The organism is Mycobacterium sp. C31M (genome assembly GCF_053345865.1).
In genome coordinates this window covers 138,615-154,438 of the sequence record NZ_JBKFAX010000010.1, presented here as the reverse complement: position 1 = coordinate 154,438, position 15,824 = coordinate 138,615, and the positions used below count along the sequence as shown (strand labels likewise).

16 protein-coding genes are annotated in these 15,824 nt (G+C 67.7%); 6 read left to right on the top strand and 10 right to left on the bottom strand.

The features are described from left to right. Positions 1-20: 20 nt before the first annotated feature. Positions 21-1,364, bottom strand: coding sequence for a protoporphyrinogen oxidase (locus ACLBYA_RS16900; RefSeq protein WP_447710575.1), 1,344 nt, complete (start codon positions 1,362-1,364; stop codon positions 21-23). After that, complete coding sequence (gene hemE, locus ACLBYA_RS16895; protein ID WP_447710574.1) at positions 1,361-2,410, bottom strand: uroporphyrinogen decarboxylase; 1,050 nt, start codon at positions 2,408-2,410, stop codon at positions 1,361-1,363. The genes ACLBYA_RS16900 and hemE overlap by 4 nt, the downstream gene beginning before the upstream one ends. A gap of 124 nt (positions 2,411-2,534) precedes the next feature. On the opposite strand from hemE, the gene ACLBYA_RS16890 reads away from it, so the two are divergent. From ACLBYA_RS16890 to ACLBYA_RS16880, 3 genes are read left to right on the top strand one after another with little or no spacing between them, the layout of a single operon-like run. Beyond that, complete coding sequence (locus tag ACLBYA_RS16890) at positions 2,535-3,071, top strand: DUF3000 domain-containing protein (protein WP_447710670.1); 537 nt, start codon at positions 2,535-2,537, stop codon at positions 3,069-3,071. A gap of 1 nt (position 3,072) precedes the next feature. Further along, positions 3,073-4,335: an HRDC domain-containing protein gene (locus ACLBYA_RS16885; protein ID WP_447710573.1), complete on the top strand. Its 1,263-nt coding sequence runs from the start codon at positions 3,073-3,075 to the stop codon at positions 4,333-4,335. Between the two features lie 2 nt (positions 4,336-4,337). After that, a complete protein-coding gene (locus ACLBYA_RS16880) occupies positions 4,338-4,832 on the top strand; it encodes a phosphate-starvation-inducible PsiE family protein (RefSeq protein ID WP_447710572.1) in 495 nt (164 codons plus the stop codon). Positions 4,833-4,842: 10 nt separating this feature from the next. Here the strand turns inward: ACLBYA_RS16880 and dxs are convergent, their stop codons facing one another. From dxs to ACLBYA_RS16850, 6 genes are all read right to left on the bottom strand, one after another. After that, complete coding sequence (gene dxs, locus ACLBYA_RS16875) at positions 4,843-6,759, bottom strand: 1-deoxy-D-xylulose-5-phosphate synthase (RefSeq protein ID WP_447710571.1); 1,917 nt, start codon at positions 6,757-6,759, stop codon at positions 4,843-4,845. A 27-nt stretch (positions 6,760-6,786) separates the two neighbouring features. After that, the gene (gene nhaA, locus ACLBYA_RS16870) at positions 6,787-8,106 is read right to left on the bottom strand and encodes a Na+/H+ antiporter NhaA (RefSeq protein WP_447710570.1); all 1,320 of its coding nucleotides are present in this window, start codon (positions 8,104-8,106) and stop codon (positions 6,787-6,789) included. A 75-nt stretch (positions 8,107-8,181) separates the two neighbouring features. Further along, entirely contained in the window at positions 8,182-8,727 is a 546-nt protein-coding gene (locus tag ACLBYA_RS16865; protein ID WP_447710569.1) for a hypothetical protein, read from the bottom strand. Then, positions 8,720-8,998: a helix-turn-helix transcriptional regulator gene (locus ACLBYA_RS16860; protein WP_447710568.1), complete on the bottom strand. Its 279-nt coding sequence runs from the start codon at positions 8,996-8,998 to the stop codon at positions 8,720-8,722. Before ACLBYA_RS16860 ends, ACLBYA_RS16865 begins: the two co-directional genes overlap by 8 nt. A gap of 43 nt (positions 8,999-9,041) precedes the next feature. After that, a complete protein-coding gene (locus ACLBYA_RS16855) occupies positions 9,042-9,287 on the bottom strand; it encodes a DUF732 domain-containing protein (RefSeq protein ID WP_447710567.1) in 246 nt (81 codons plus the stop codon). Between the two features lie 210 nt (positions 9,288-9,497). Further along, positions 9,498-9,881: a hypothetical protein gene (locus ACLBYA_RS16850; RefSeq protein WP_447710566.1), complete on the bottom strand. Its 384-nt coding sequence runs from the start codon at positions 9,879-9,881 to the stop codon at positions 9,498-9,500. 59 nt (positions 9,882-9,940) lie between these two features. On the opposite strand from ACLBYA_RS16850, the gene ACLBYA_RS16845 reads away from it, so the two are divergent. Continuing rightward, positions 9,941-11,209, top strand: coding sequence for an HNH endonuclease (locus tag ACLBYA_RS16845; protein ID WP_447710565.1), 1,269 nt, complete (start codon positions 9,941-9,943; stop codon positions 11,207-11,209). A gap of 1 nt (position 11,210) precedes the next feature. On the opposite strand, the gene ACLBYA_RS16840 is transcribed toward ACLBYA_RS16845, so the two are convergent. Together ACLBYA_RS16840 and ACLBYA_RS16835 are read right to left on the bottom strand one after the other, a co-directional pair. Then, positions 11,211-12,383 carry a class I SAM-dependent RNA methyltransferase gene (locus ACLBYA_RS16840; protein WP_447710564.1) on the bottom strand — a complete coding sequence of 391 codons (1,173 nt, stop codon included), beginning with the start codon at positions 12,381-12,383 and terminating at the stop codon, positions 11,211-11,213. Next, a complete protein-coding gene (locus tag ACLBYA_RS16835; protein ID WP_447710563.1) occupies positions 12,380-14,374 on the bottom strand; it encodes an APC family permease in 1,995 nt (664 codons plus the stop codon). The genes ACLBYA_RS16840 and ACLBYA_RS16835 overlap by 4 nt, the downstream gene beginning before the upstream one ends. A 111-nt stretch (positions 14,375-14,485) precedes the next feature. Between ACLBYA_RS16835 and ACLBYA_RS16830 the strand changes: the two genes are divergently transcribed. Then, positions 14,486-15,154 (top strand): potassium channel family protein, encoded by a 669-nt coding sequence (locus ACLBYA_RS16830; protein ID WP_447710562.1) that lies wholly within the window; start codon positions 14,486-14,488, stop codon positions 15,152-15,154. Continuing rightward, positions 15,151-15,816, top strand: a complete 666-nt coding sequence (locus ACLBYA_RS16825; protein WP_447710561.1) for a potassium channel family protein — start codon at positions 15,151-15,153, stop codon at positions 15,814-15,816. The genes ACLBYA_RS16830 and ACLBYA_RS16825 overlap by 4 nt, the downstream gene beginning before the upstream one ends. Positions 15,817-15,824 lie beyond the last annotated feature (8 nt).

Sequence of the window (15,824 nt, the reverse complement as noted above, 5' to 3'; positions counted from 1 at the left end):
TCCTCACGTGCGCGGCGGCTCTATCCTGCCACCAGCTGTGCCGCCGCTTTCGCCCCGGACCCCACACAGGCAGGCACCCCGATACCGTCCAGATACCCACCGGCCACCGCGAGTGTCGGCGGCAACCCGGCGCGCAGTTCGGCCACCAGATCGGCATGACCGGGCCCGTACTGCGGCATCGCCTCGATCCAGCGCTGCACCCGGTAATCCACCGGGTCGGCGGCAATCCCGAACACCCGTTGCAGATCGTCGAGCGACCAGTTCAGCAGTTCGTCGTCACCGACGCTGCGGGCGAGGTTGTCACCGAAGCGGCCGTAGGACAGCCGCACCAACTCGACGTTGCCGCGCCGGCCCCATTTGCGGGAGGTGAGCGTGATCGCCTTGGTGTGCAGGCTTTCACCGCCGGCGACCAGCACACCGGACTGGTCGGGCAGCGGTGTGCCACCGGGCAGGGCCAGCGCCACCAACGCCGTGGACGCCACCGGTATCCGGCGGGCCACCGCGGCACTGCGCGGCGCGGCATGCTCGATGATGCGGAACAGTCGCGGCGCGGGCACCGCCAGCACCACCGCGTCGACCGACCAGTGCCCGCTCTCGTCGTCGACCAGATCCCAGCCGTGCGGCGAGCGCACGACACGATCGATCCCGACACGGGCCCACCGCAGCCGGGCCCGGCGGGCCAGTTCGTCGACCAGCACTGTGTAGCCGCCGTCGAGCGCCCCGAACACCGCGCCGGGTTGTGGGAGCGGCAGGGCGTTGCGCACCGCCTCGGTGAGGCTGCGGGCACCCCGGTCCAGCGCCGCGGCCAGCGCGGGGAACGCCGCGCGCACCCCGATGGTCGCGGCCGACCCGGCGTACACACCGGTCAGCAGCGGTTCCACCGACCGGGTGACCACCTGGGCGCCGAATCGGTCGCCGATGAGTTCGGCCACCGACGGGTCGGCGCCGGGGCGCCAGTTCAGTGGGCGGCGGTGCTCATCGGCGATACGCGCCACCGTGGCGTCGTCGACCAGGCCGGCCACCGCGTCGGCATGCGCGGGCACGCCTTGCAGGGTGCCGACGGGCAGTGGGTGCAGCCGGCCCTGACTGTAGATCAACGGGCGGGCACCGGCGCTGGCGACCTGGCGGCCGGCCAGCCCGAGTTCGGCGAGCAGCGCGGGCACCTCGGGCCGGCGGGTGATGAACGCCTCGGCACCCAGGTCCATGGTCATCCCACCGACCTGTTCGGTGCGCAGCACGCCGCCGAGTCGGTCGGCGGGGTCGAACAGAGTGATCTCCGGATCGGGACCCACCGCGACTCGCAGTCGGTAGGCGGCGGTCAAACCCGAAATGCCTCCCCCGACAACGCCGTACGCCGATCTCACAATGAGTGCACCAGTGCGACCAGGTCGGTCACCACCTCGGGATCGGTGGCGGGCAGCACACCGTGACCGAGGTTGAAGATATGGCCGGACGCACCGGCCGCGATGGCTGCCCGACCGTCCTGCACGACGGCACGGGCCGCCCGCTCGACGACGGGCCACCCGGCGAACAACGTCACCGGATCCAGATTGCCCTGCAGCGCTTTTCCGGGTCCCACCCGGCCGGCGGCGGCCGTCAACGAGGTCCGCCAGTCCACCCCGACCACACCGGCGCCCGCCTCGCCCATGGCGCCGAGCAGTTCGGCGGTGCCGACGCCGAAATGGGTCATCGGCACACCGGCTGGGGCCAGTGTCGCGAAGATCCGGCTGCTGTGCGGCAGCACGTGGCTGCGGTAGTCGGCCAGCGACAGGGTGCCCGCCCAGGAATCGAAGAGCTGGATGGCGTCGACCCCGGCATCGAGCTGGGCCTGCAGGAAGGCGATCGTCAGATCGGTCAGCGAGCTCATCAGGGCATGCCAGGTCTGCGGCTCGCCGAGCATCATCGCCTTGGTCTTCTCGTGGTTGCGGCTCGGCCCACCCTCGACCAGATAGGAGGCCAGCGTGAACGGCGCACCGGCAAAGCCGATCAGCGGGACATCCTCGAGCGCCGCCACGAGCAACGACACCGCATCACTGACGGGTGCCACCTGGGCCGGTTCGAGCGGTTTGAGGGCGGCGACATCGGCGGCCGACCGGATCGGGTGATCGATCACCGGCCCGACGTCGGGAACGATGTCCAGTGCCACACCGGCGGCGCGCAGCGGCACCACGATGTCGGAGAACAGGATCGCTGCGTCGACCTTGTGCCTGCGGACCGGTTGCAGCGTGATCTCGCAGACCAGCTCGGGGTCGAAACAGGCGGACAGCATGCTGTTCTGCGCCCGGATGGCCCGGTATTCGGGCAGGGAACGTCCGGCCTGCCGCATGAACCACACCGGGGTGCGGGACGGGGTGCGGCCTGTGGCGGCGGCCAGGAAGGGCGACTCTGGCAGGTCACGACGGGTGCTCATCGGCCCCTATGTTGCCACGCGCGCAATAGTCGGCGCGCCTGCGCAAGGCTGAGACCAGATGGGTCTAGCGTCCAACACTGTGACGTCCGCCGAACCGGCTCAATTCCGCACCGCGGTTGCGGCGATGAATGCCGCGACCGTGCGGCCGGAAATCGAGCTCGGGCCGATCCGTCCGCCGCAGCGGCTGGCCCCGTTCAGCTACGCGCTCGGCGCCGAGGTCCGCCATCCGGACACCACGATCGTGCCGGAGCGTTCCGAGGGTGACGCGTTCGGTCGGTTGATCCTGCTGCACGATCCCGAGGGCGCCGAGGCGTGGGACGGGACCATGCGGCTGGTCGCCTATATCCAGGCCGATCTGGACTCCACCGAAGCCGTCGACCCGCTGCTGCCCGAGGTGGCCTGGAGTTGGTTGGCCGATGCGCTGGCCGCGCACGCCGAGGCCGTGACTGCGCTGGGCGGCACGGTCACCGCCACCACCTCGGTGCGCTACGGCGACATCTCCGGTCCCCCGCGCGCGCATCAACTCGAACTGCGCGCCTCCTGGACGGCCACCGACCTGGAGCTCGGCCCACACGTGCAGGCCTTCTGTGAGGTCCTCGAGCATGCGGCCGGGCTGCCGCCGGCGGGTGTCACTACCTTGGGATCCCGCACCCGCGCCTGATATGACCGAATCCGAAGAATCCGGAGCCGCGCCCGAGCCGGAAGCGACTCCCCTGCTGGCCCCTGCCGATGGTGTGCCACCGGTTGCGCTGTACCCCAGCGACATGGTCCGGGCTGCCGATCTGCTGGCCTCCGGTTCGGGACCGTTCGCGATCGATGCCGAACGGGCATCGGGATTCCGGTATTCCAACCGCGCGTACCTGATCCAGATCCGCCGGGCGGGCGCGGGGACGGTGCTGATCGACCCGGTGAACCACGGCGGCGATTCGGTGACCGTGATGGCCCCCGTCGCGCAGGTGTTGAGCACCGACGAATGGGTGTTGCACGCCGCCGATCAGGATCTGCCGTGCCTGGCCGAACTCGGGATGACCCCGCCGCGGCTCTATGACACCGAGCTCGGGGCTCGACTGGCCGGTTTCGAGCGGGTCAACCTGGCCGAGATGGTGCGCAAGCTGCTCGGTCTGGGCCTGGTGAAGGGGCACGGTGCGGCGGACTGGTCGAAGCGGCCGCTGCCTGCGGACTGGCTGAACTACGCGGCCCTGGATGTCGAGGTGCTGCTGGAGCTGCGGGACGCGGTCGCCGCGGTGCTCGACGAGCAGGGTAAATCCGATTGGGCGGCACAGGAATTCGAGCATCTGCGAACGGTCGAGCCGACCGTGACGCGGCGCGACCGGTGGCGGCGCACATCGGGCATTCACAAGGTGCGCGACCCACGGGCACTGGCGGCGGTGCGTCAGCTGTGGACCACCCGGGACAACATCGCCCAGCGCCGCGATATCGCGCCCGGCCGGATCTTGCCCGACGCGGCGATCGTCAACGCCGCCACGGCCGACCCCGACACCGTCGAAAAGCTCACCGCGTTACCGATTTTCGGTGGCAACCGGCAACGACGCAGCGCTCAGGTCTGGTTGGACGCGTTGGCCCGAGCCCGCCAGGATCCCGATCCACCGTCCGGATCGGAGCCGACGACCGGCCCGCCGCCGCCCGCACGGTGGGCGCGGCGCAAGCCGGAGGCGGCCGAGCGGCTGGAAGCGGCCCGCGCCGGACTTTCCGAACTGTCCGAACGTGTTTCGGTGCCGACCGAGAACCTGTTGACCCCGGACACCGTGCGTCGGCTGTGCTGGGACTGGCAGCCGGTGCCCGATGTGCGGGCCGGCGTCGAGGAGTTCCTGCGGGGTGCCGGGGCGCGGCCGTGGCAGCGTGAGCTGACGGTGCCGGTGTTGACGGCAGCCTTGACTACCTTGCCCGACGTGTCGTCGAATTGACCGTGCCCGAAAAAGACGAGACGCACGACGAAAAGGACCGCCAGCGGTTCGCCGACCGCGTCCTCAGCCTCGTCGAGGACGCCGTGTACTGGGCCATCGCGGTCATCCTGGTCGCCGGCGCGGTGGCCCTGCTGGCCGCCCAGGTCAAGACCATGTTCTCGTTGCTGGACACGCCCACCTCCAACGTCATGTTGGAAGTTCTCGATGGCGTGCTGCTGATCTTCATCTTCGTCGAACTGCTCTATGCCGTGCGGACCAGCCTGCGGTCCCACGAAATCGCCGTCGAGCCGTTTCTGATCGTCGGGATTCTGGCCTGCATCAAGGAGATCGTGGTGCAGTCGGTGGAGGCAGCCAAGCTCGTGGACCAGGGTCCGGAATTCGCCAGGACCATCGTGCACACCGGGGTGCTCGGCGCGCTGGTGCTGGTGCTGGCACTGGCCGCGTGGGTGCTGCGGCAGCGCCGTCTGGCGGCTCCGCCCGAAGACGAAGCCGTTTGAGCCGAGTTCCTTACTCGGCCTTGCGCGCCGACATCGCGGCGTCGAGTTCGGAATTGTTCAGCGCGGCGACCCAGCCGGTGATCTGGCGGGCGATGTGCCGGTCGGTGAGCCCGACCTCGGTGAGCACCTCGCCACGTGAGGCATGGGTCTGGAACTCCTGCGGCACACCGACGTCGCGGCACGGCACGTCGATCTCGTTGTGTCGCAACGCGGCCGACACCGACGATCCGATGCCGCCATGTACCCCGTTGTCCTCGACGGTGACCACGAGCTTGTGCGCCTTGGCCAGCTTGTGCAGGGCCTCGGGCACCGGCAGCACCCAGCGCGGGTCGACGACGGTCACACCGATCCCCTGCTGCTGCAGACGCTGCGCGACCGCCAGCCCCATCTGGGCGAACGAGCCGACCGCGATGAGCAGCACGTCCTCGGACAGGCCTGGGCCGGGCTTGGCCAGGACATCCACGCCGTCACAGCGCTCCAGCGCCGGAATGTCCTCGCCCACAGCACCCTTCGGGAACCGGATGGCGGTCGGACCGTCCTTGACCTCGACCGCCTCGCCGAGCTCCTCACGCAGCCGGGCCGCGTCGCGCGGTGCGGCGACCCGCATACCGGGGACGATACCGAGAATCGACAGATCCCAGACGCCGTGATGGCTGGCGCCGTCGGGTCCGGTCACGCCGGCGCGGTCCAGCACGATCGTCACCGGCAACTGGTGCAGCGCGACGTCCATCATCATCTGGTCGAACGCACGGTTGAGGAACGTCGAGTAGATCGCCACCACCGGATGCATACCGCCCATGGCCAGGCCCGCGGCCGAGGTCATCGCGTGCTGCTCGGCGATGCCGACGTCGAACAACCGGTCCGGGTACTGCTGCCCGAAGGCCGCCAGCCCGGTCGGTCCGGCCATCGCCGCGGTGATCGCGACGATATCGCGACGGCGTTTCGCAATGCGGATGAGTTCGTCGGAGAACGTGCCGGTCCAGCCGGGCGCGGACTCCGAGGTCGCCAGCCCGGTGAGCGGATCGATGGGGCCACAGGCGTGCATCTGCTCGGCCTCGTCGGCCTCGGCCGGCGCGTAACCCATGCCCTTGCGGGTGACCACGTGCACGATGACCGGCGCGTTGAAGCCCCGGGCGTGCCGCAGCGCCGCCTCGACGGCGTGCTCGTCATGTCCGTCGATCGGTCCGACGTACTTCAGGCCCAGGTCGGTGAACATGGCCTGCGGCTGCAGCGCATCCTTCAGGCCGGCCTTCACGCTGTGCATGCATTGGTAGCAGATCTCACCGATGACCGGGACGCCGCGCACGACATCGCGGCCCTTCTCCAGGATCTTCTCGTAGCCGGGCTGCAATTGCAGCGCAGCCAGGTGATCCGCCAGCCCGCCGATGGTCGGGGCATAGCTGCGGCCGTTGTCGTTGACCACGATCACCACCGGGCGCTTGGATCCGGCGATGTTGTTCAGCGCCTCCCAGCACATGCCGCCGGTGAGCGCGCCGTCACCGACGACGGCGACGACGTGCCGGTTGCGGTGCCCCGACAGTTCGAAGGCCTTGGCCAGTCCGTCGGCGTAGGACAACGCGGTGCTGGCATGGCTGGATTCGACCCAGTCGTGTTCGCTCTCATCGCGCGCCGGATAACCCGACAGGCCATCCTTCATCCGCAGCTGGTCGAAGTCGTCGGCGCGTCCGGTCAGGATCTTGTGGACGTAGGACTGGTGTCCCGTGTCGAAGATGATCGGATCGTGCGGCGAATCGAACACCCGGTGCAACGCCAACGTCAACTCGACGACGCCGAGGTTGGGGCCCAAATGTCCGCCAGTTGCAGCTACCTTGTGAATCAGGAATTCACGGATCTCACCGGCCAGCTCGTCGAGCTGTGACTGCGACAGGTGCTGCAGATCTGCGGGACCGCGGATCTGTTTAAGCATCCCGCCAGTTTACGCACGCAACACCCGTCAGTCCTGTCGAGGCTGATAGATGTCGGGCACGCCGTCATGATCATCGTCGGCCGATTCGGCAACCTCGATCCGCCGATAGGTGGCGTTTCTGGTGGCCAGTAGCGCTGACGCCAGTGTTGCTGCCACCAGCGACCCGACCAGGACACCGACTTTGACGTATTCCTCACGGTCGGGGTCCGCGTACGCCAGATCGCCGATGAGAAGTGACACCGTGAACCCGATGCCGGCCAGCATCGAGACGCCCAACACGTCGATCCACTTGAGTGACGAGTCCAGTTCGGCCTTGGTCACCTTCGACAAGATCCAGGTCGTCAGGAAGATGCCGATCGGCTTGCCCAACACCAGGCCGAACACGATTCCCAGCGTGATGGGACTTCCCAGCGCGTTGGCGAGTCCGGTGAACCCGCCCAGGCCGACCCCGGCGGCGAAGAACGCGAAGACCGGGATGGCGATGCCCGCCGAGATGGGCCGGCATTTGTGCTCGAAGTATTCCGCCATCCCGGCACCGAGGGACTCGCCCTTTCGTGTCATCGAGCGATGCACCGGGACCATGAAGCCCAGCAACACGCCGGCGACGGTGGCGTGCACCCCGGACTCGTGCATCAGCACCCAGGTGGCGATCGACAGCGGGATCAGGATCCACCAGGCCTTGATGCCGCGCTGCACGCAGACCGCGAACAGGGCCAGCGGGACGAATGCCAGGGCGAGCGCGCCGATATTGAGTTCATCGGTGTAGAAGATCGCGATGACGGTGATGGCCAGCAGGTCGTCGACCACGGCCAGGGTCAGCAGGAACATCCGCAGCGCGGACGGCAGGTGGGTTGAGATGACGGCGAGAACGGCCACCGCGAAGGCGATATCGGTGGCCGTCGGGATGGCCCAGCCGTGGGCAGCACCATCCCCGTCACGAGTGGCGACCGCGACGAAGATCAGCGCGGGTACCGCCATACCGCCGACAGCGGCGGCGATAGGGAGCGCGGCGCGGCCGGGATCGCGCAGGTCGCCGGCGACGAACTCACGTTTGAGTTCCAGGCCGACGACGAAGAAGAAGATGGCCAGCAGTCCGTCGGCGGCCCAGTGCCCGACGCTGATGTACAGATGCAGGCCGAACGGTTCGGCACCCAGCTTGAGGTCGCGCAGCGCGAAATAGCTGTCGCTCCACGGCGAGTTGGCCCAGATGATCGCCGCGGCCGCCGCGATCAGCAGGATGACGCCGCCGACGGTTTCCTTGCGCAGGATCTCCGAGACACGACTGGATTCCGACCACGACCCCAGAGAAAGCAGGCGGCTGCGGGGACGGTCTTGCCGGGTGTTCATCGATCTCCTCTGGTCAGCTTTACGAGACGCCGACCAGACTTCCCGGCACACCAGGGCACGACCTTAGCGCGATCTTTACGCCCCGGCGACTTCGTCGGGTTCGGGGTCGGGGCGACCCCAGCCCAGGATCATCGCCGGCGAGCACCCACCGATCAGGAGTGTCGTCAGGGCCATCAACCCGCCGGCGTACGCCATGTTCGTGTCGGTGCCACCGGTGATCACGGCGCCGAAGATCAGGTAACAGACCGGGATCATCATCAGGTTCTGCGTGATGGTCAGCCCGATAGAGCGGGCACTGTTGCGTTGGGCGATCTCGAATTCGTCGAGCGCACCCTGCGGTGCGTCGCCGCGCCGACTGGAGACGATCTGCATGGCGATCCAGACCGGGAAGAACACCAGACAGGCCGGCAACCACAGCAGCGGTGCCCACCAGAGGCCGAAGGCGCACAGCACGCTGACGACGAACATGAACGCGAACGTCACCAGCAGTGTGACGACAAGCGCGCGGCGACGGCGTCGGGTGCGCCAGCCGGGCAGCGAATTCGCCCAGCTCTGTTCCTGTTTCAGGAATCTGCGGGTGCGGAATCCGTGGTAGCGCTCGATCAGATCGGTGTCAGCCATCATGTCCTCCAGTTCGTCGGTACACCTGAGCGGACAGCGGTGCGAACTCGGTCCGCGAGAACACCGCCTCGACCGGCAGATCGAACACATCGCAGATCCGGAAGGCCAGGTCGAGGCTGGGGTAATGATCGCCTCGTTCCAGCGCCCCGACGGTCTGCGGATTCACCTCGATCAATGCCGCCAGGTCGGCCCGGCTCATCCCACGCTCCGCGCGCAGGACGCGGATGCGGTTGTGGATCGGGAGAGATTCCCCCCGTTTCACCGGGCTCACACAATCTATTGTTGGGAAAACCCAACGATCAGTCAAGGGTGAATCATGCTGCAGCGGGCTGGTTCGCGAAGACCGCGTCGAGCACCGGGTACACGTCGGGGCACCTGTACGTCGCGGCCGACTCGACGATGGCGCCGATCTCGTACGGCGCGTATCCGTTGCTCGCGACGTACTTCAACGTCGTCGGGACTCCCGCGCCGCTGCGCAGATTGCGACACGTCAACTTGCCGAGATCGATCACGTCGGTGATCGAGTCGTAGTAGACGCCCTCGTTGTCGAGTGCCAGCACGTAGTCGTACTGATCGGCCTGGGCAGGCGCGGCGGTGGCCAGCGCGGCAGCCGAGACGGTGGCGACGGTGGCGACGGTGGCGATGAGCTTGCTCGCTGCGCCGCAGCGAGCAGATCGTCATCGAGGTCGATCAGACGTTTGGTCGCGAGCCCTCCATGCATATATGAACTCCGGCATGAAATACATGCCGTATGTGCGCCGTCGGACGCGTCAGTGCGCGCGCCGCATCCGGGGCTGCGGCGCCCGCGCGGCGGCGCGAAAGGCCTTGTAGCGGCCGTGCACTGATGGGACCGGACGCCGGGACCGGTGATGGCGCCCGTACGTCGAGAGGGAAACCACGCCTCGATACCTTGCCGCGTAGCGACCGCGGTCGACGGCGGCCACCGGCACCGTGAAGAGGCCACCGCCCCTGCGCGCCGACAGCCGAAAGCCACCGACCCCGATGGCGAAGCAGGTCACCGCGACGCCACCGATCAGCACCGCGAACGGACGTGCGCGCGCGAGCGCGACCACGAACAGGCCGAGCGATATAAAGCCGACCAGGACGAACACGTAGCCGGCATAGGCGACTTTTGCTCCGGGGATCTTCTTCATGAGGCCACCTCGCTGCGCCTCGATTCTAGCTGTCGGAGGGCCGGTGTACCGTAGATCACATGTTCGAATATTTGTTCGATATCGATCCCGCCGCATCTGAGGAGGAGCTACGGGAGACGGTCGAGCGCTACGAGCGGATGAAGTCCGCGATCGCTGCCGCACAGGCCCGGGCCACCGCGCTGTGGGCTGCCAAACGGTGTGCCGCCGAGGCCGCCGCACGAGTACCGGCCCGTAACCGTGGTCGCGGGCTGGCCGCCGAGGTCGCCCTGGCCCGCCGCGACTCGACCAAGAAGGGTGACCAGCACCTCGGCCTGGCCAAAGCCCTTGTCCACGAAATGCCCTGCACCCTGGCGGCGCTCGAATCCGGCGTGCTCTCGGAGTGGCGGGCGACCATCATCGTCCGGGAATCGGCCTGCCTGACCGTGGAGGACCGGCGCCGACTCGACCACGATATGTGCGCCGACCCTGCGGCATTGGAGGGTCTGGGCAACAAGAGGATCGCCGCCGACGCCAAGAGGATCGCCTACGAACTCGACCCACACGCGGTGGTCGACAAGGCAGCCAGAGCGCCCAAGGACAGCAATGTCTCCACCCGACCCGCGCCGGGCAACATGGTCTATCTGACGGCGCTGATGCCGCTGACCCAGGGTGTCGGCTGCTACGCCGCCCTCAAACGCGAGGCCGATGTCAAGCCCGACAGTCGCCCCCGCGGACAGGTCATGACCGACACCCTCTACGAGCGCGTTACCGGACGTACCGCCGCTCAACCGGTGCCGATGACGGTCAACGTGGTGCTCTCCGACAACGCACTCTTCGGCACCAGTGACGACCCGGCCCAGATCCAGGACCACGACCCGATCCCGGCCGAGGTGGCACGACAACTCATCACCGAGTCCATCGAGGAACACGGCTGGGTCGAACTGCGCCGGCTTTATGCCGACCCCGGCACGGGCGCCCTCGTCGCCATGGAATCGCGTGCCCGGAAATTTCCCGACGGGCTGGCGCAGTTCATCCGGCTACGCGACCAGACCTGCCGAACCCCGTTCTGCGACGCACCGATTCGGCATATCGACCACACCCAACCCCACGCCAGAGGCGGTGCCACCGACGTACTCAACGGCCGCGGCTGCTGCGAACAGTGCAACTACACCAAAGAGGCACCGGGCTGGCGCGTCAAAACTTACTTCGACCCGCAGGGCCGCCACGTGGCCGAGCACACCACACCCACCGGGGCCACTTATCGATCGACCGCACCACCGATAGCGGGCGGACTGCGAATACTCACGCGTGACGTCCACCTCGTCACGGTGCACCGCGACGCGGCCTGAGCTACCGCGTCAGTACCGCCACACACTCGACGTGGTGGGTCAACGGGAACGAGTCGAACACCCGCAATGTCTCCACGGTGTAACCGTGCCGCAGGTACTCCCCGACATCTCGGGCGAACGAGGCTGCCTCGCAACCGATATGGATGATCCGCGGCACACCGACCAACTGCTCGATGATCTCGCGACCCGCCCCCGAGCGCGGCGGATCCAGCACCGCAACGTCGGGGCGGGAACGTTCGGAGACGACGGCCCGGCGCACCGAATCGGTCACCACCGACACCTGCGGTAGATCACCCAGCGCCGTCCGCGCCGAGCGGGCCGCACCGCGGGAGGTGTCCACCGTCGTGACTCGGCCGGTCTCCCCCACCGCGTCGGCCAGCACCGCCGCGAACACACCGGCCCCGCCGTACAGATCCCATGCGGTCATCCCGGGTTGCAGTGCGGCGGCCTCACCGATCAGCGCACTGTAGGTCTGCGGCGCGGCACGGTGCGCCTGCCAGAACGCGGTCACCGGTACCCGCCACGTACGCCCGCCGATCACCTGCACGGCCTCGTAATCGCCCTCGACCACCTGGGTCACCGCCTTGCGGCCGTTTCGCGGACCCGACTGCACCACATGGCGGCGCCCGGCATCGTCAACCGCCACATGCAGCTGCGCGCCCGGCGGCCACGTCCGGTCCAGACCGTCGAGCATCCCGGCGGACAGCTGCGCGCAATCCAGCGATTCGGCCAACTCGGAACTGTGATACCGGTGGAATCCCGCTCGGCCGGCATCGGAAACATCGAGCCGCACCCGGGTGCGCCAACCGGTGGCTGCACCGTCACCGACCGGCTCGGCCTCCCCGTCCCAGCCGTGACCACCGAGGCGGCTCAGCTGGTTGGCCACCACCGACCCCTTGATGCGGCGCGCCGCCGACGGTGCCACGAACGCCAGGTCGCAGCACCCGGAGCCCTGCGTCCCGGCGATGGAGCACAGTGATTCGATCCGGTCAGGCGACGGTTCGAGCACCTCGATAACGTCTGCATGCCAATACGATCCGCGCTCGGAGACGACGCGAGCGCGCACCACCTCACCGGGCAGCGCGTAACGCACGAACACCACCCGTCCGTCATGGCGTGCCACGCAACTGCCGCCATTGGCCGCCGGCCCCGCAGTCAGTGTCAGAACGGTCAATCCAAGAATCCTCTACGTGCATCGCCGGGTGCGGAACCAGGCTGCAAGGTCTTGAGCCGCTCCGACGAGTTGAGCTGCCAGGGTACCGAAGTCACCATGACGTTCGGCTCGAAGAGCAGCCTGCCCTTGAGCCGCAGCGCGCTCTGGTTGTGCAGAACCTGCTCCCACCAGTGCCCCACGACATACTCGGGGATGAACACCGTGACCACGGTGCGTGGAGATTCCTTGGTGATGCGCTTGACGTAATCGAGTACCGGCCTGGTGATTTCGCGATATGGCGAGGCGATGACCTTCAGCGGTGTGCTGACATCGCTGTCCTCCCAGGTGTGCACCAATTCCCGGGTCTCGGCATCGTCGACGCTGACCGTGATGGCCTCCAGCACATCCGGCCGGGTGGCTCGGGCATAGGCCAGCGCGCGGCGGGTCGGCAGATGGAGCTTGGACACCAGCACCACCGCGTGGTTGCGGCTGGGCAGCACGACATCCTCTAGCTCGGCCTCCTGCTCGTCGAGCTCACGTGCCACCGTGGCGTAGTGCTTGTGGATCATCTTCATCAGCACGAACAGCGCACCCATCGCCAGGATCGCGATCCACGCGCCTGCCATGAACTTGGTGATCACCACGACCACCAGCACCGAGCCGGTGCACACGCAGCCGATCGCATTGATCACCCGGGACCGCATCATGTGCCGGCGCACCGCCGGATCGGTCTCGACCGCCAGATAGCGCGTCCAGTGCCGGACCATGCCGATCTGGCTGAGGGTGAACGACACGAACACACCCACGATGTACAGCTGGATCAGGTGGGTGACCTCGGCCTGGAAGGCCACCACGAACGCGATGGCGGCCAGCGCCAGGAACAGGATGCCGTTGGAGAACGCCAACCGGTCGCCACGGGTGTGCAGCTGCCGCGGCAGGAAGCGGTCCTGGGCCAGGATGGAGCCCAGCACCGGGAACCCGTTGAACGCGGTATTGGCCGCCAGCACCAGGATCAGTGCGGTGACACCCGTGATGGCGTACAGACCGATCGGGAAGTCGTGGAACACCGCGTCGGCCAGCTGGGCGATCAGCGTCTTCTGGTGATACCCCTCGGGCGCACCGACCAGCTGTGTCTCCGGTTGCTCGGCGATCTTCACGCCGGTCTCCTTGGCCAGCATGATGATCCCCATGAACAGGGTGGTCGCGATGGCACCCAGCATCAACAGCGTCGAGGCGGCATTACGGGACTTGGGCTTCTGGAAGGCGGGCACCCCGTTGCTGATGGCCTCTACACCGGTCAGCGCCGCACACCCCGACGAGAACGCCCGCGCCACCAGGAAGACCATCGCCACCGCCATCAGGTCGCCGTGGTCGGACTGCACGTCGAAACCCGCCGATTCGGCGCGTAACTCATGTCCGAGCACATTGATCTGGAACAGCCCCCAGCCCAGCATGATGAAGATGCCGATCATGAATGCGTAGGTGGGGATGGCGAACGCCGTGCCCGATTCGCGGATGCCGCGCAGGTTCAGGGCCGCCAACAACAGAATGGCCAGCACCGCGAACAGCACCTTGTGCTGGTTGATGAACGGGATCGCCGACCCGATATTGGCCATCGCCGAGGACATGGAGACAGCCACGGTGAGGACGTAGTCCACCAGCAGTGCGCTCGCCACCGTCAGACCCGCGGTCGGACCCAGGTTGGTGGTGACCACCTCGTAGTCGCCACCGCCGGATGGGTAGGCGTGCACGTTCTGCCGATAGCTGGCGATGACGATCAACATCACCGCCGCGACGGCCAGACCTATCCCGGGCGCGAACGAGTAGGCCGCCAGGCCCGCCATCGACAGCACCAGGAAGATTTCCTCCGGCGCGTAGGCCACCGAGGACAGCGCGTCGGAAGCGAACACGGGCAAGGCGATCCGCTTCGGCAGCAGCGTGTGCGCGAGCTTGTCGCTGCGGAACGGCCTACCCAGGACCAACCGCCGGGCGGCGGTCGAAAGCTTGGACACGAGTGCCAAGAGTAAGCGCACCGGCGATTGGCTGTAGCGTTCCGGGTGCGCTGGTTGAATGGCGTGTCAGATATGACGGTATTCCGCGGCAACCGCCAGAGAGGACCGAGAGTGCGGGTTGTGGTGATGGGGTGCGGCCGGGTCGGCGCATCATTGGCGGACGGACTGGCCCGGATCGGCCATGAGGTGGCTGTCATCGATCGGGATTCCACCGCGTTCAACCGGCTGTCCCCGGAGTTCACCGGTGAGCGGGTGCTCGGCATGGGATTCGACCGGGATGTCCTGCTACGCGCGGGAATCCAGGAAGCGGGTGCCTTCGCGGCGGTCTCCTCCGGCGACAACTCGAACATCATCTCCGCGCGTGTGGCGCGGGAGACCTTCGGTGTCGAGCGAGTCGTCGCGCGTATCTACGACGCCAAGCGCGCCGCGGTCTACGAGCGGCTCGGCATCCCCACCGTGGCCACCGTGCCGTGGACCACCGACCGGCTGCTCAATGTGCTCACCCGGGAATCGGAGACCACCAAATGGCGTGATCCCTCCGGCAATGTCGGAGTCGCCGAACTGCCGCTTCACGAGGATTGGGCGGGTCATCCGGTTACCGAGCTGGAATCGGCCACCGGCGGCCGGGTGGCGTTCATGCTGCGCCTGGGTACCGGGCTGCTGCCGGACAGCAAGACGATCATCCAGGCCGGTGACCACGTCTTCATCGCCGCCATCTCCGGTCATATCGCCGAGGCCCTGGCGATCTCGGCGTTACCGCCCAGCGAGGACAACGAATGAAGGTCGCCATCGCCGGCGCCGGGGCGGTCGGCCGGTCCATCGCCCGTGAGCTCGTCAGCAATCACGAGGTCACCCTGCTCGAGCGTGATCCTGAGCACATCGATGTCGATGCCATCCCGGCCGCGCACTGGCGGCTCGGCGATGCCTGCGAGATCAGCCTGCTGGAATCGGTGCGCCTGCAGGAGTTCGACGTCGTGATCGCCGCCACCGGCGACGACAAGGCCAACGTGGTGGTCAGCCTGCTGGCCAAGACCGAGTTCGCGGTGCCCCGGGTGGTGGCACGCGTCAACGACCCGCGCAACGAATGGCTTTTCGACGAGAACTGGGGTGTCGACGTCGCGGTGTCCACCCCGCGCATGCTGGCCTCACTGGTCGAGGAGGCCGTCGCCGTCGGTGATCTGGTGCGGCTGCTGAGTTTCCGCAAGGGACAGGCGAATCTGGTCGAGATCACGCTGCCCGACGACACCCCGTGGGGCGGTAAGGCCGTCAAACGGCTCAACCTGCCGCGGGATGCCTCACTGGTGACGATCCTGCGCGGGCCGCGGGTCATCGTGCCCGAGGGCGACGAACCGCTCGAAGGCGGCGACGAGTTGGTGTTCGTGGCCACCGCCGAGTCCGAGGACGAACTGCGCGAGCTACTCCTGCGGCCGCACGCGCGCTGAGCGCGCAA